Annotated in this window: 14 protein-coding genes; 6 read left to right on the top strand and 8 right to left on the bottom strand. The window is 53.8% G+C overall.

Annotation, left to right across the window (positions count from 1 at the left end; all coding sequences use genetic code 11):
- Positions 1 to 5: 5 nt before the first annotated feature.
- Genes DFP90_RS01235 through DFP90_RS01220 form a run of 4 tightly spaced genes read right to left on the bottom strand, consistent with a single transcriptional unit; the run spans position 6 to position 4,552 of the window.
- A complete protein-coding gene (locus tag DFP90_RS01235; protein ID WP_115934598.1) occupies positions 6 to 1,004 on the bottom strand; it encodes a threonine ammonia-lyase in 999 nt (332 codons plus the stop codon).
- Positions 958 to 1,833 (bottom strand): alpha/beta fold hydrolase, encoded by an 876-nt coding sequence (locus tag DFP90_RS01230; protein WP_115934597.1) that lies wholly within the window; start codon positions 1,831 to 1,833, stop codon positions 958 to 960. Before DFP90_RS01230 ends, DFP90_RS01235 begins: the two co-directional genes overlap by 47 nt.
- The gene (locus DFP90_RS01225; RefSeq protein WP_115934596.1) at positions 1,833 to 2,522 is read right to left on the bottom strand and encodes a haloacid dehalogenase type II; all 690 of its coding nucleotides are present in this window, start codon (positions 2,520 to 2,522) and stop codon (positions 1,833 to 1,835) included. The genes DFP90_RS01230 and DFP90_RS01225 overlap by 1 nt, the downstream gene beginning before the upstream one ends.
- Positions 2,523 to 2,530: 8 nt before the next feature.
- Positions 2,531 to 4,552, bottom strand: coding sequence for a lytic transglycosylase domain-containing protein (locus tag DFP90_RS01220; RefSeq protein WP_181905121.1), 2,022 nt, complete (start codon positions 4,550 to 4,552; stop codon positions 2,531 to 2,533).
- Positions 4,553 to 4,802: 250 nt separating this feature from the next.
- On the opposite strand from DFP90_RS01220, the gene dapA reads away from it, so the two are divergent.
- Positions 4,803 to 5,684, top strand: coding sequence for a 4-hydroxy-tetrahydrodipicolinate synthase (dapA, locus tag DFP90_RS01215; protein ID WP_115935472.1), 882 nt, complete (start codon positions 4,803 to 4,805; stop codon positions 5,682 to 5,684).
- Between the two features lie 16 nt (positions 5,685 to 5,700).
- Entirely contained in the window at positions 5,701 to 6,201 is a 501-nt protein-coding gene (gene smpB, locus DFP90_RS01210; protein ID WP_115934594.1) for an SsrA-binding protein SmpB, read from the top strand.
- A gap of 14 nt (positions 6,202 to 6,215) precedes the next feature.
- Here the strand turns inward: smpB and DFP90_RS01205 are convergent, their stop codons facing one another.
- Positions 6,216 to 7,454 carry an NAD(P)/FAD-dependent oxidoreductase gene (locus DFP90_RS01205; RefSeq protein ID WP_181905120.1) on the bottom strand — a complete coding sequence of 413 codons (1,239 nt, stop codon included), beginning with the start codon at positions 7,452 to 7,454 and terminating at the stop codon, positions 6,216 to 6,218.
- A 100-nt stretch (positions 7,455 to 7,554) separates the two neighbouring features.
- Positions 7,555 to 8,565 (bottom strand): proline racemase family protein, encoded by a 1,011-nt coding sequence (locus DFP90_RS01200; protein ID WP_245956934.1) that lies wholly within the window; start codon positions 8,563 to 8,565, stop codon positions 7,555 to 7,557.
- A 344-nt stretch (positions 8,566 to 8,909) separates the two neighbouring features.
- Between DFP90_RS01200 and DFP90_RS01195 the strand changes: the two genes are divergently transcribed.
- The 3 genes from DFP90_RS01195 to DFP90_RS01185 all read left to right on the top strand — a co-directional run bounded on the left by DFP90_RS01195 (position 8,910) and on the right by DFP90_RS01185 (position 12,395).
- On the top strand, positions 8,910 to 11,111 hold the full coding sequence (locus DFP90_RS01195) for a sensor domain-containing protein (RefSeq protein ID WP_115934592.1): 2,202 nt from the start codon (positions 8,910 to 8,912) through the stop codon (positions 11,109 to 11,111).
- Between the two features lie 113 nt (positions 11,112 to 11,224).
- Positions 11,225 to 11,827 carry a TadE/TadG family type IV pilus assembly protein gene (locus DFP90_RS01190; protein WP_115934591.1) on the top strand — a complete coding sequence of 201 codons (603 nt, stop codon included), beginning with the start codon at positions 11,225 to 11,227 and terminating at the stop codon, positions 11,825 to 11,827.
- 4 nt (positions 11,828 to 11,831) lie between these two features.
- Positions 11,832 to 12,395, top strand: coding sequence for a TadE/TadG family type IV pilus assembly protein (locus DFP90_RS01185; protein ID WP_115934590.1), 564 nt, complete (start codon positions 11,832 to 11,834; stop codon positions 12,393 to 12,395).
- Between the two features lie 5 nt (positions 12,396 to 12,400).
- Here the strand turns inward: DFP90_RS01185 and DFP90_RS01180 are convergent, their stop codons facing one another.
- Both DFP90_RS01180 and DFP90_RS01175 read right to left on the bottom strand, forming a co-directional pair.
- Positions 12,401 to 12,901: a CoA-binding protein gene (locus tag DFP90_RS01180; RefSeq protein WP_115934589.1), complete on the bottom strand. Its 501-nt coding sequence runs from the start codon at positions 12,899 to 12,901 to the stop codon at positions 12,401 to 12,403.
- Positions 12,902 to 12,903: 2 nt separating this feature from the next.
- A complete protein-coding gene (locus tag DFP90_RS01175; RefSeq protein ID WP_115934588.1) occupies positions 12,904 to 13,725 on the bottom strand; it encodes an enoyl-CoA hydratase in 822 nt (273 codons plus the stop codon).
- Positions 13,726 to 13,798: 73 nt separating this feature from the next.
- Here DFP90_RS01175 and DFP90_RS01170 point away from each other — a divergent pair, with 73 nt between their 5' ends.
- On the top strand, positions 13,799 to 14,230 hold the full coding sequence (locus tag DFP90_RS01170; RefSeq protein WP_115934587.1) for a PaaI family thioesterase: 432 nt from the start codon (positions 13,799 to 13,801) through the stop codon (positions 14,228 to 14,230).
- Positions 14,231 to 14,286 lie beyond the last annotated feature (56 nt).

The raw sequence follows: 14,286 nt of genomic DNA, 5'->3' as shown, positions 1-14,286 counted from the left end.
ATTGCTTACGCCGCTAGGATGGTGCGGAACAATTCCGCATCCACATTGCCCCCGGATAGGACGACGATGATGGTTTTTTGCCGAATATCGATCTTCCCGGCCAACACAGCGGCCAAACCGACGGCGCCGCCCGGTTCGACAACCAATTTCATTTGACCAAAGGCTAACTTGACGGCTTCGGTGACCTCTTCATCTGTCACCGAAACGGCACCTTTGAGCAGTTTCTGATTGATCGGGAAGGTGATTTCACCCGGCGACGGCGACAGCAGGGCGTCGCAGAATGACCGTGCACCGGCACTGTTGGTCTCACGTGTGCCGCTCGCCAGTGAACGCACGGTATCATCAAAGCCAGCTGGTTCCACCGCATAAAGCTCGGTTTTTGGCAAAAGCTCCTCACTGGCAAGGGCAATCCCAGACATAAGGCCGCCGCCGCCGCAGGGAGCGAGGATGATATCCGGTTGCAACGACATTTCCGCAGCCTGTTCGGCGATCTCCAGGCCGATCGTTCCCTGGCCGGTAATGGTGAGAGAGGCGTCATAAGGCTTGATCAAGGTTGCGCCGGTCTCTTCGCTAACCCGCTGGCCAATGGCCTCCCGATCTTCTGTGTAACGGTCATAAAGGATAATGTCGGCACCGTAGGCCCTGGTATTCCTGATCTTGATCGAGGGGGCATCCTTGGGCATGACGATGGTTGCGGGTATGCCCGCTTCTTTTGCTGCTGCGGCAACGCCCTGGGCATGATTTCCTGAAGAAAAAGCCGTGACACCATTGCGTCTTTGCTCATCACTCAAAGCCTGGATGGTATTGGTTGCACCCCTGTATTTGAACGAACCGGTTCGCTGAAGGTTTTCCGGTTTGAAAAGAACCCTTGCTCCCAATTGCTCATTGAGAATGGGAGACTCCAGCAGAGGCGTTCTTACGGCTTTGCCTTTGATACGTTCAGCAGCTTGAAGAATGTCACTGAATTGCGGCCGCGCTTCTGCGGTAGGGGAGAAGAAATTCATCCAAAGCCTCAACGGATTCCGGTTCTTGTAAGGATGGCACATGCCCGACATCAGGCACGGTCACACAGGTGATATTATTATGGCTTCTGTGCATGCGTGCAAAGGTTTCTTCGGTCAGGATATCAGATGTGCCACCACGGAAAGAAAGCACGGGAACATGGCTAAGAGATCGGAAAAGTGCCCATAGATCCGGTAAGGGCGCCTTAATGCGCATCGGCATCACAATATTCGGATCCCAATCATACCGGATCATGCCGTCATCACATTCCTTGCAACTGTTTTCCGTGAGCCAGCGCCAATCTTCCTCACGCTCATAACCGACCTGGGGAAAAACCGATTTGATGTGGCTGACTGCCTTTTCCCAGCTTTCGAAAACCGGACGTTGGGACAGGTAGCCGATGATGCGATCCAACCCGTCAGGTTTCAGGTCCGGGCCGACATCATTCAAGATGACCGCTTCCAGAACGGATGGCAGGGCGGCCCCAAGCCCCATGCCTAACAAGCCGCCGAGTGAGGTGCCCAGCAATATGATTTTATGGAGGTTTCGCAGGGTGAGCAAATGCCGGATATCATCCAGATAAACGGTTGGATTATATTTGGTAGGATCCGCGCAATAGTCAGAGCGGCCACGTCCGCGATAATCGAGCACGACCAAATGAAAACCCTGGCTTTTCAGGCGCAGGGCCACACGATGATAGTCCTTGGAATTCCGGGCCAGTCCGGACAGGCATAAAATGCTTGGCTGATGGGGGATCGGCTCACCATATTCCCGGTAATAGAGACGGGTTCCGTCCTGAGCGCGAAACAAATGCTCACTGAATTCCTGCATTACCGACGTGCCTCCCGCAGAAGTTCGGAAAGTTTGGTGAGGTCCGGCAGGACAGCCTTTGGTTTGCCGGGCAGGCGTTCCGGCGGCTGGTTGAAACGATTGACCCAAACGACTTGAAATCCGAAATGCGCGGCCCCGGCCGCATCCCAAGCGTTCGAAGACATGAAGCAGATCTCGTCCGCTGAAACTCCGAGGCGATCAACAGACATCTGATAGACAATCGGTGCAGGTTTGAATATGCCAATATCCGCTACAGAATGCACTTGATCCAAAAGGCTTGGTAATCCGGCCGAGTTAACAGCGGCTGTCAGCATGTCAGGGGAACCATTTGAAAGAATGGCAGTTTTTAAGTCATTTGATTTCAACTCTGTGAGCATTTCAGGCACTTCGGGATAGGCATCCAGCTCCCAATAAAGATCCAGCAGCCGCGCACGAATATCCGGATCAGCCAATTTGACACCTGCCATTGCATAATCCAGGGCGTCCCGGGTGATGTCCCAAAAATCGGCATACTCGCCCATCAGGCTTCTCAGCCAGGTATATTCCAACTGTTTTTGACGCCAAAGCGAGGACAGTTGGTCGGATTTCTCCCCCAACAATGGTTTGCAATTTGCCGCAGCGGCATGGACATCGAACAATGTGCCATAGGCGTCAAAAACACAGGCTTTGATCCCAGAGAGCGTTTCCATGATTGTCCTCAGTTGGAGGGATAGGGCTGAAGGCTGTTGATCAATTCCCAATTCAGCGCCACGTGGCGCCCCTGTTCCCGTTGGCGGTACACCACAACATTTTCCAGAACACGCTGTACATAATTCCGGGTTTCCTCGTAAGGAATGAACTCGATCCAATCCAGGGCCTCATCGGCAGAATTGCGTGGATCACCGTAATCTCTCAGCCAGCGTTTAACCCGATGCGGGCCTGCATTATATCCAGCGAATGCCATGGGCAGAGAACCATCAAACCGGTCGATCAAACCGGCCAGGTAACTCTGTCCCAGTGTGACATTGTAGGCACCATCGACCGTTAACCGGTCGCGGCTGTATTTCAGTTTATTCTGGCGGGCGACCTGCTTGGCGGTTGCGGGCATAAGCTGCATGAGACCCCGGGCCCCAGCCGAACTGCGCGCAGCCACATCAAAGGCGCTTTCCTGCCGGATGATCGCCAGCGTAACGGCCTGGTCCAGGATGTTGCCTGATTTCAAAGATAATGTCGGGAAGCCGGTCTCAGTCAGCGCAAACAGTTTTTGGTTGGCTTTGCGGGCGGTATAGACGCCGAGATCGGGCCGGTCCAAGTCATGGGAAAGCCTGGCGATCAGCACGAATGAGCCTTCATCTTCAACTGTCTGTGCCAAATGGCGAATCATGCGTTTGGTCTGATCCTCTGCCTTTGCCTGATCCAGCATCCGGATCAAACGCACAATCTCGGATTTATTGAAGGCTGAGACCTCAGCGGCACCTGGCCGGTATTCTGCGGGTAGGACGGGACGCAATGACGATGGAAGATGGTTTGCGGCCATTTGCCCGTAAAACCGCGTCGGATAGGCCGCGGCTTTTTCAAACCACAGGCGGGCTTCATGTTTGTTATTCATGCTCTCATAGGCAAGGCCGGTCCAATAGGCACCTCTTGAGAGCGAAACGGGGTATGAAACGGCTGCATGCATGCGTTTGAAATGGCCCAGCGCCATGGAGGGGTCGCGCAGAAAACGAAGGGCGATCCAGCCGGCGGTCCATTCCGCATCGGCAAAAGCGTAACCGCCCTTGGCCGCATGACCGGCGGCCAATCGGTATGCCTGGCTGATCCGCCCTTCTTTCAACGCCCAACGCGCCAGGATCGATCGCTGCCGCCACCAAAGGTGAGGATAAGCGCTTTCGTCAGCCCTGCTGTTTAAAACCAGGTCAATAGCGTCCGGGTAGCGGTCCTTGCGGACCCGCCAGCGCAGCCTTTCATAAACCAGTCCCGGATGGTTTTTCAACTTGGCCGGGACCCTGTTGACCGCACGATCCACGCCATATCCCATCCGCCGCAATGTCACCCGAGCCTCGGCGAGGGCGCGATAATCTTTGGACACCAATCGTGCCTGACGCAGGGCCGCCCTGGTTTTTCCTTCCCATAACAGACGTTCCAGCCGGGCCAGGTTATCCTCCGCGGAGATCCATTTGCGGTGGCGGGCTCGCAGGGTTTTTTCATCTGTTGTGGTCAGGTCCATTTTGACCCAACTGGTGCGGATCAGTGCCTTGGCATCCTGTTGGCGTCCAATCTGTATCAGTGCATTCGCGTAATGCAGCATGCCGCGTGCGCTGACCGGTGGATTGTTGGTAAACCAGCCAAGCAGTAATTTCCGGGGCGTCTTTTCTGTGATCTGCTGTTCGGCGTTGCGCTGCAGGCTTGTAAGTAGGGGCCAGTTCGGATTGGCATCAATAAAAGAGGTAATCTCTTCAAAAGAGGCCTGGGTACCTCGGTCCAGATAATATTGAAACTGCAGGGCTTTTAACGGCAGCTTCTCCGTTGTGCGGCCGGCATGGCGGAAGGCCGCCTGCCACTTTTTCTTGTCGGCTGCCAAAAAGGCTGCCTGGTATTCCTTCTGATCTTTCACAGACAACAATTTGGGAGGGGTGCCATGGGCCGTTCCGGCCAAGAAGGATAGGAAAACCAGTAAAAATGCGAACCGCACATGCGGCAGTTTTCTGCCAATGCCCATCTGGTTGTTCAACCCCGTCAAATTGCTGAGCCCCCGAAACCTGTCCAGCCGTCCTGTTCCTGTGTCCGGTCGAGCCCAAGTGTAAGGGCAGGGCATTTTATCAGCAAGGGATAGCTTTTCATTTCTTCCTCTTGACAAAGGTTGGGTTTGACCGCGCGGATGCGTGGAACCGCTTGTGTCTCGGCCCGGCTATGGGTATTGTCCCGCCTGCCTTAAAAGGATTTAGGGACGACAAGACGTTTGACCAATAGGAGTCGTTGAAATGCCAGCAATGTTTAATGGATCACTGACAGCCCTGATCACGCCGATGAAGGCGGATGGTGCCGTTGATGAAAAGGCATTTCAGGATTTTGTCAAATGGCAGATCGACGAAGGCACGCACGGTTTGATCCCGGTGGGAACCACCGGAGAATCTCCCACTCTCAGCCATGATGAGCATGAGCGTGTGATTGATCTTTGCCTGGAAGTTGCCAAGCCGCGGAATATTCCGGTGATTGCGGGAACTGGCTCCAACAATACTGCGGAAGCCATTTCGCTCACCCGCCATGCGGCTGAGGTCGGTGCCGATGCGGCGCTGGTCGTTACCCCTTATTACAACAAACCAAGCCAGGAAGGCCTTTATCAGCATTACAAGGCCATTGCTGAAGCAACCGATATTCCGATCATCATCTATAACATTCCGGGCCGCAGCGTGATTGATATGTCGGTTGCGACCATGGCGCGTCTGGCGAAGGATTTCTCCAACATTGTCGGAGTCAAAGATGCAACTGCCGACCTCTCACGCCCGCTGGCAACCCGGTTGGCGATCGGTGAGGATTTCTGTCAGCTCTCTGGCGAGGATGCGACCATTGCCGGTTTTCTGGCACAGGGTGGTCACGGCTGTATTTCGGTCAGCTCCAACGTCGCGCCCGGCCTCTGCTCGCGCCTACATGTGGCGTGGCAGAACAAGGATTGGGATGAGTTTGCCCGCTTGCGAGACCAATTGATGCCGATCCATGAGGCCATGTTCTGTGAAAGCTCGCCCGGTCCGGTTAAATATGCTGCCAGTCTGTTGGGCAAAGCCAACGCCAATGGTCGTCTGCCGGTTGTAGAAATCACCGATGCGGGTAAGGCGCAGGTGAAGGCCGCTCTGGAACAAGCAGGTCTGCTGTAAGCAAAGACGATTTCTGATGGCTGGTAAGAACAAGAACACGAAAAAGAATAAAACCGCGCTGGAAACGGGACGCGTGGCAACGAACCGCCGTGCGCGCTATGATTATGAAATCATTGAAACCCTTGAGGCGGGGCTGGTTCTGACCGGAACCGAGGTTAAATCCTTGCGAATGGGGACGATCAGCTTAAGCGATGCTTATGCCGGGCCGAAAAACGGCGAGCTGTATTTGTTTAATGTGCATATCGGCGAATATCCCCATGCCCATATCAAACAGCAGCATGAGCCAAAACGGCCTCGCAAAGTGCTGGTTCACAAGAAAGAACTGGCAAGGTTGTTGGGGGCGGTGACCCGTGATGGCATGACGCTGGTTCCCATGTCACTTTATTTCAATGACCGGGGCATCTTGAAATTGTCTCTGGGGCTGGCCAAGGGCAAAAAGACAGTCGACAAGCGCGACAGTATCAAGAAACGTGATTGGGAACGCCGCAAGGGCTCCATCATGCGCGAGCTTGGCTGATCCGGATTAAAACCTTAGTTGAATCGCTCGATGGAGAAGGGGCTGAGATCAATAGCCGGTTTTTCGCCATTGGCCAATTGCTGAACCAGGCGCGCGGTTCCTGCTGCCTGGGTCAGGCCCAGATGACCATGACCGAAAGCAAACAGGATATTGGGATGGCGTGGCGCCTGCCCGATCACGGCAAGCGAATCCGGTGTTGAGGGGCGCGGCCCCATCCATTCCCGTTTTTCCGTCTCATCCAGCTCGGGCAGATACTTTTTTGCAATCTTCAGCAGATTTTTGGATCGCTGGAAATTGGCCGGGGCGGAGAGACCCGCAAATTCCGCAGCGCCACCGATGCGCAGACCGCAGGCAAGCGGAGAGATTACGAAATGCTGTTCACCAAACATGATTGGTCGGTTTAACTTGAGACCGGCATTAGGCAGGGTGGTATTATAACCGCGCTCCGCCTCCAGCAGCACTTTATAGCCTAAGTCATTGGCCAATTTCTTGGACCAGACACCGGCCGCTATCACTGCTTTTTCAAAGGCGATTGTCCCGCCATTCTCCAAAAGCAGGCTGTGGCTGTCCGCGAAATGACGCGCCCGCGCTGTAATAACGGTGCCGCCTTCGGCAACAAACCGGTCAAGAAGCGTTCGGGCAATTTCATAGGGGTCGCTGACATGGGCATAGGCGGGGGTCAGGATTCCGCCGGCAAAGCGGGTGGTGAGCGCGGGTTCCATTTGGCGGATCTCGTCGCCGCTCAGTTCATGAAATTCGACACCGTTTTTCTGGCACCATTCCCAATAGCCGCGGTCGTTTTCCATGCCTTTTTGGGTTTCATAAACCATCAGCTTGCCATTCCAGGTGACCTGGTCGGCAAAATTGCTGTTGTTTGACGTTTCACGCCATTCGGATTCGGTGAGTTTCATCAGGTCCGCCTGCGCGCGGGAGGCTTTTTCAACCTGGGCATCATTGCCCATTTGGTTGAAGCGCATCAACCAGGGCACAAGTTTGGGGAAATGGCGGGCGCGAATGGAAAGTGGGCCAAGCGGATCCATCAGCCAACCTGGCACATGACGCAGCATACCCGGCAGAGAAATTGGGACGACTTCGGAGACAGCAAGACAGCCAGCATTGCCGAAGCTGGCTTCTTTCCCCGGATCACCGGATTCCAATAATGAAACCCGTTGGCCGGAACGCAACAGCTGAAGGGCGCTGAAGATACCAATAATGCCACCACCGATAACCAGGGTCTCTGTTTTACTGTTCATTTCGCCTACCTGATACAATTGCATATATCACAGATATATTTAATGCCGACGGTGCACAAGAGGGAGCTCGCCATAAATCGATAACAAGGGACTATCGCTGTTAGCGCAAAAGAAATCCAGCTCCGACCGTATCATCTGTCTCGTGAATGAAGTGGCAGCTCCCGGAATAGAAGGATTTCCCGGATACGAGGACCCGGACAGCAGGATAGTCACCGCAACTGGTTTCATTGTTGACTGCAGCGGTGAACAACGCGCCGGTGACACTCTCAAATCTGCGTTCCTGCCCGATCCGGACCAGGTCCTTGGAATATTGTACGGCCATGCGGGCTGTCACACCGGACCCGGTCGGACTGCGATCCACCTGAGCATTGGCAAAAACGCAGATGTTTGCGGTAGGTTCGAGACCGTAGGAATCTGATCCATCCGTCAGAATTGTGCCATACAGGAAAGCGAGGTCCGGGTCGTCAGGATGGGAAAGCGCAATATCAGACTTTATTCGCTCTGTTAAAGCGGTGGCTGCATCCACCAGATCCCGGGTTCGGGAGTTTCTGATATCCAGGCCGAATTGACCGGCGTCGGCCAAGGCATAAAAGGCGCCACCATAACCAATATCAAACCGGATTTCGCCATATTCACTAAGAGTCAGGCTTAGGTCATTGGCAAAGGAAAAGGCGGGAACACTCAGGAAGCTGGCATTTCCGGCACGGCCCTCCTTGACCTCGACTCGAACCTGGACCAAACCGCAGGGGCACTCGATATTCACATCCGTATAAGGCTCGCTGGGCGGCACAATGCCCTGGTCAACCGCGAACCGCCCAAGTGCGATGGTGGCATGGCCGCACATGGTGCTATAGCCTTCATTATGGATGAACAAAACGGCAAGATGGGCATCGGGGTGGCTGGGGCTGACCGGGATAACCCCGTACATATCATAATGGCCGCGTGGCTCGTACATCAGAAATTGCCGGAAATGATCCAAATGCTCCTTGGCATAACGCCTTTTCTCCAGGATCGTTGTTCCTGGTATGTCGGGATAGCCTTTTAGGATAATTCGGACGGGTTCACCGCCGGTATGCATTTCGACGGTTTCAAATTCTGGCAAGATCGACATCTGGTTGGTTCTTTCTCTCTGATATATCAGTGGAACGCTGTCTTGTTTTGTGTCGATTGACAAGACTTGTTTTATTTTTTTTCCATAAGTGCCTGAAAAAAGGAGAACTATGTTTTTGCCGCAGAAACCGGGCGATTAAGTCCCCGTTAATCATCTTGTGATAGATTCCCCTAGAAGTGGATGAACGCCATGACTCTTCATCTTGGGGTAAGGGGCGAGAGTGGCGTGAGGCTTCGTTTTGGGAGCTTTAGATTGGTATGGCTGCGAATCTTATCCAATGGTGTTGTTTGACGGACTGTCTCTGAACGGGGCAGGCAGATTTGCGCGGCCTGGAATGACAGGTTATGCGACGTATAGATATTGCTGAGACAGATTTTGTCATGGAAGTTTCTGATCTCTGGGATGATCAGAAAACAGCCATCAGTTTTGCCTCCCACCAGCAGGAAGTCGGTGAGATACTGGATATCATGCCGGTGGGATTATTGGTGCAGAACCGACATTCCATTCTTTATAGCAATTGTGAAGCTGCTCGTTTGCTGGGGTGCAGCCAGCAGGAGTTGGTTGGCAAACATTGTATGGATTTCATATCTGGCAAAGTTCGGGAACGTCTGATCAGCCGGTTCATGGGTCTGTTCCACGGAGGGGACACCCTGCGCGAAACCGGTCTTAAAATCAAAGCGGCCGACAACGGCCGGAATATTATTCAGTTCGTAGCGGGGACGCTGCCATCGGCGGAAGGTGAACTGGTCCAGGTTTTTATACAGGATCTTTCTTATCTGACTGAGCTGGAAAAGGATATTTCCGCGCGCAAACGGGCGGAAAAAGCCCTGCAGCATCAAACGGCGGTTTTGGAAGAACAACAGGCGGATTTCCGGGTTGCCCAGAAACTTGGCAAGATCGGCAGCTATAAATGGGATGTGATTTGTAACCATCTGGTCTGGTCGGATGAGCTGTACCGGATCCTAGGATATGATCCGGCGAAAATGGTGCCGACCATGCATGCGCTCCGCGATGTTGTTGATGATCAGGATGCGGCGTTATTGCTTTCTGCGCTGGAAAAACTTGAAAAGTCGGGTGTTGAACTCTCGGAACAGTACAGGATCAAGGATGTCGATGGTGAAGAACATTGGGTGCATGAACGGGCAGTGGCCACATTCACGGCGTCTGGTGAGCTCTCCTTGATCCGGGGAACGATCCAGGATGTGACAAACAGAAAACTGCGGGAAGACTATATCCGCCAGCAGACATATTTCGATCAGCAAACCGGACTGCCGAACCGGCAATCGCTTCACGATAAACTATCGGAGTTATGTGCCGGCCCCCATCGGCGCGGAAGCAAGGTTTATGTAATCCAGGTGGTCATTGAAGATTTCCGGCGGATCTATGATGCCATGGGGGTGGGGGCGGAAAACAAACTGATTGATATGTTGGCCCCGCGGCTTCGAAGCTGTGTACCGGAATGTTATATGCTGGCCCGTCTTGAAGGTGGGGAATTCATGATTGTCATGGATGGCATTCGCGAAGTGAAAGAGGTTGAGGCCTGTATTCACCGCATTCAATCTATTCTATGCCTGCCCATGGAACTGGAGACAAGACGTGTCGCGCTCACCTCCAGCATCGGTGTTGCGTCTTTCCCGGATGACGGGGATACGGCCGACGCACTTTTGCAATATGTTGATACGGCTACAACGGTTGCGGCATCGGGCGGGTTACGGTCCAAAAGCTCGGTCAGTCTGTTTAACCGGGCGATGGCCGATGATATCGCACGCCGACTGGATATGGAGCATCTGCTGTGGCAGGGCATGCAGAACCAAGAGTTCGAGATGTATTTCCAGCCTCAGATCGACATGCAAAACGGCCAAATCTGTGGGGCGGAAGCGTTGATCCGGTGGCATAGCGCGACCCTGGGGCCGGTTTCCCCGGCTGAGTTTATTCCCATCGCAGAGGAGACCGGCTTGATCATAGAGCTTGGCAAATGGATTCTGGCCGAAGCCTGTAGGGTGACAAGGACTTGCCTGGATTTGGTAGATGACAGCTTCCGCATGGGGGTGAATGTATCGCCCGTTCAGTTCCAGGATAGGGACCTTCCGCGCCAGATCGCCCGCTGCATTGAGCAATTTGAACTGCCGGCAGATAGCCTTGAAGTGGAGATCACGGAAGGCGTGCTGATTGATCCGAGTCTGGATTCCCATGAGTTGTTGCCGAAAATCAAAGCTTTGGGAGTGCATTTGTCTCTGGATGATTTTGGGACCGGTTATTCCTCGATCAGTTATCTGCAACGGATGAAATTTGATACCCTGAAGGTCGACCAATCCTTTGTACGTGATATCTGCACGGATTCCGATACCAGAGTGATCGTCCGCTCCATTGTCGCGATGGCTAAGCGGCTTTCCATGTCCGTTATCATGGAAGGGGTTGAAGAACAGGCACAATATGAATTGCTACGCAGTTTTAACAGTGACCGCAGTCAGGGTTATTTTCATGCCAAGCCGATGCCGGAACAGGATTTTCTGGAATTCGCCCGGACAATAGCGGCAGAGCGCTAGAGGCAAAAAGACACAATTTTATCAAATTATGCATGTAATTAGGTTTCTAATATATATATTGAGTTCGCTTGGCCGCGCGCGCAGGATAAAGCCATTATTTATGGTGAAATGCGATGTGCTCCATCTTCAAGAAAACAGAGGATTGCCTTATCTCGTCTTCAACCCATCGGTTGAAAGGCGATGAACGCGGTATTGTCTCGCAGGAATTTGCGATCATTTCACCGCTGTTGATCTTGATGATTATCGGGATATTCGAACTGGGCACCATCATGCTGGTCAACAGTCTGATGGAAGGCGCGATGCGCGAATCCTCTCGCTATGGCATAACCGGACGGGCGGATTCAGGCATTAGCCGAGAATCCTATATCCGCCAGATTGTTGACGAGCAGACTCTTGGCTTTGTCGACATGGATAAGGCGAAATTTGAGACTTTGGTCTATTCGGATTTTGGGTCGATCGGGGATGGGGAGCCATATATCGATGGCAACGGCAACGGTGCCTATGACGTGGGGGAAACCTTTACCGATGAAAATAGCAACGGTGCCTGGGATGCGGATGTGGGCGAGGACAGCGCCGGCGCCGCGGATGATGTTGTGCTCTACCGCATCAGCTACAACTGGCCGATCATGACACCGCTGATCGGCGCGCTGATCGGCACCGACGGGCACTTCCCGATGGAAGCCTCCATCGCGGTCAGAAACGAGCCTTGGGAGTGATCGGATGAAGCGCCTGATCACCCATCTTCGTCATCTTCTTAAATCCCGGGAAGGAATTGTCTCTGTGGAATTTGCTATGGCGATGCCGATTCTGTTGGGGCTGATGCTGACTGGGTTGGAAATGACGCGTTATGTCTTCCTGCATCAAAAGCTGGAACGGGTCAGCACATCCATCTCCGATCTTGTGGCCCGGGAAGAGATCATCACCGAGGCCAAGGTGACGGACATTTTCGAAATCACCGAACAGTTGATGGCCCCGTTTGACCATTCAGTGAATATCCAGGTGATCGTGACCTCGTTAAACCGGAACACCGGCGCGGCAGCGACGGTCAGCTGGCAGCGCAATTGGGGCGTGGGCTCTCATGAGAGCCGGTTTGGCAAGGAAGGGGAAGCGGCAGCAATTCCGACCAATTTCGATGTCCGTGAAGGGGAAAATGTGATTGCGACCGAAGTCTTCCACGAATTTGTCCCGACATTCGGACAGGATGTGATCGGGCCGACCACCATCGAAAAAATGGCTATATACCGGCCGCGCTTTGGCAGTCTTGCCAATCTGATCAGTGACTGACCGGATCAGATAACACGTTTTTTGGCGGTGATCACCCGGCTGTTGATACCGTTCCAGCCCAGCTCGCCGCTTAATCTTGCATATTCAATCTTCGGACAGCGGTTCATCACCACCTTCAATCCGGCTTCCTCTGCGCGGGCGGCGGCGTCCCGATTGACTACACTCAACTGCATCCAAACGGTCTTTGCGCCAATTTCGATGGCTTCGTCGGTGATTGGTCCTGCAGCTTCCGCATTCCTGAAAATATCAACCAGGCCCACCGGGACCGGGATGTCTTTCAAGCTGGCATAAACCTTTTGTCCCAGGATCTCGTTGCCCGCCTGTCCCGGATTGACGGGAATAACGTCATAGCCTTTGGCCAGCAGGTATTTCTGCACAAAAAAACTGGGCCTGTTCCAGTTGGCACTGGCACCGACCAGGGCGATCACGGGCCGTTCCTGCAGGATGCCGCGGATATAGATGTCGGAATAATAATCCTGGTCATGGTCGAAGTGAGGCATGGACATGATTATTCCCCTTTCCAGACGGGTGGGCGCTTGCCGATAAAGGCATCGATGCCTTCTTCCGCATCCTTGAAGGCCATGTTTTCAACCATGATTCGGCTGCAATGGTCATAGGCCTGGGCAAGGGGCATGTCGATCTGCTGATAAAAGGCCTCCTTGCCGGTTTTCAGGACCAGCGGTGACTTGGAGGCAACTTTTTGCGCCAGCTCCTTCACTGCGCGGTCCAGCAAGTCGGAGGGCACGGATTTATTGATCAACCCGATTCCGGCGGCTTCCGGCGCGCCGATCATGTCACCGGTCAACAGCATCTCCATGGCTTTCTTGCGGCTGACCGCGCGTGACAGCGCCACCATCGGCGTGGAACAGAAAAGGCCGATATTCACGCCGGGGGTGGAAAATCTCGCATCGGTCGCGGCAATCGCCAGATCACAGCTTGCCACCAGTTGGCAACCTGCGGCCGTTGCAATGCCGTGGATTTGGGCGATTACGGGCTGGCGCAGCTGGGTGACCGCCATCATCATGGCCGAACAGGTTGCAAAGGTCTTTTCCCGGAAGGCCACATCCGGATTGGCGCGCATTTCCTTCAAGTCATGACCGGCACAGAAACCTTTACCGCTGCCCTTGATCACAACGGCGGCAATGCCGGGATCCTGGTCAAGCCTGGCCAGTTCCTGGAGCACGGCCTCCATCATCGCCAGGCTGAGCGCGTTATAGGCGCCAGGCAGGTTCAAGGTCAGAAAGGCTACGGAATCTTCATCCTGGCGCAGCACAAGGCCTGTATTATCCAGAGATTCTGCGTCAACTTGGTTGCTTTGCGGTTCGGTCATCGGCTGATCTGCATTATCCTGACGGCAAAAGACAGTCTTATATAATGAAGGATTACAGGGAAGAGGAGGGCAGATGTCCAGCAGAAAACCGTTGATCACCGCAGAGGAATTCAATGAAATCAAGCATGCGGATGCGCCATTCACCGAATATTACAATTTCGGGATTGAAGAAATCGGCTATGCCAGCTGTGTGGTCCGGCTGCCCTATGATATCAAGCATGTGCGCCCAGGCGGCACCATCTGCGGCCCGGCCATGTTCGCGCTGGCTGATTTTTCCATGTGGCTGGCGGTGTTGAGCGCGGTTGGCAAGGTGCCGCTGGCGGTCACTACCAATATGAATATCAATTTCCTGCGCAAACCGTCGGAAACGGACCTTCTGTGCCATACCAAATTGATCAAAATCGGCAAGCGCCTGGCGGTGGGGGATATGACGCTGCTGGCGGAAGGGGATGTGGAGCCCTGCGCCCATGTGACCGGCACTTATTCCATACCACCGCGATCATGAGCCCGGGATTCGGGTGAAAATAAGCGAGATTTGAGGTGAAATAGTGTGGTATCATA

Origin of the sequence: Aestuariispira insulae, from assembly GCF_003385955.1 — a bacterium.
GTDB classification, from domain to species: Bacteria; Pseudomonadota; Alphaproteobacteria; order UBA8366; family Aestuariispiraceae; genus Aestuariispira; species Aestuariispira insulae.
Note: the sequence above shows the minus strand (reverse complement) of the source record. Positions and strands in the feature narration are given on the sequence as shown.

Coding starts and splice junctions, on each gene's coding strand:
- DFP90_RS01170 (WP_115934587.1), top strand. CDS start 13,799: ATGTCCAGCAGAAAACCGTTGATCACCGCAGAGGAATTCAATGAAATC.
- DFP90_RS01205 (WP_181905120.1), bottom strand. CDS start 7,454: ATGAACAGTAAAACAGAGACCCTGGTTATCGGTGGTGGCATTATTGGT.
- DFP90_RS01185 (WP_115934590.1), top strand. CDS start 11,832: ATGAAGCGCCTGATCACCCATCTTCGTCATCTTCTTAAATCCCGGGAA.
- DFP90_RS01230 (WP_115934597.1), bottom strand. CDS start 1,833: ATGCAGGAATTCAGTGAGCATTTGTTTCGCGCTCAGGACGGAACCCGT.
- DFP90_RS01200 (WP_245956934.1), bottom strand. CDS start 8,565: ATGTCGATCTTGCCAGAATTTGAAACCGTCGAAATGCATACCGGCGGT.
- DFP90_RS01235 (WP_115934598.1), bottom strand. CDS start 1,004: ATGAATTTCTTCTCCCCTACCGCAGAAGCGCGGCCGCAATTCAGTGAC.
- DFP90_RS01225 (WP_115934596.1), bottom strand. CDS start 2,522: ATGGAAACGCTCTCTGGGATCAAAGCCTGTGTTTTTGACGCCTATGGC.
- dapA (WP_115935472.1), top strand. CDS start 4,803: ATGTTTAATGGATCACTGACAGCCCTGATCACGCCGATGAAGGCGGAT.
- DFP90_RS01175 (WP_115934588.1), bottom strand. CDS start 13,725: ATGACCGAACCGCAAAGCAACCAAGTTGACGCAGAATCTCTGGATAAT.
- DFP90_RS01195 (WP_115934592.1), top strand. CDS start 8,910: ATGCGACGTATAGATATTGCTGAGACAGATTTTGTCATGGAAGTTTCT.
- DFP90_RS01180 (WP_115934589.1), bottom strand. CDS start 12,901: ATGTCCATGCCTCACTTCGACCATGACCAGGATTATTATTCCGACATC.
- smpB (WP_115934594.1), top strand. CDS start 5,701: ATGGCTGGTAAGAACAAGAACACGAAAAAGAATAAAACCGCGCTGGAA.
- DFP90_RS01190 (WP_115934591.1), top strand. CDS start 11,225: ATGTGCTCCATCTTCAAGAAAACAGAGGATTGCCTTATCTCGTCTTCA.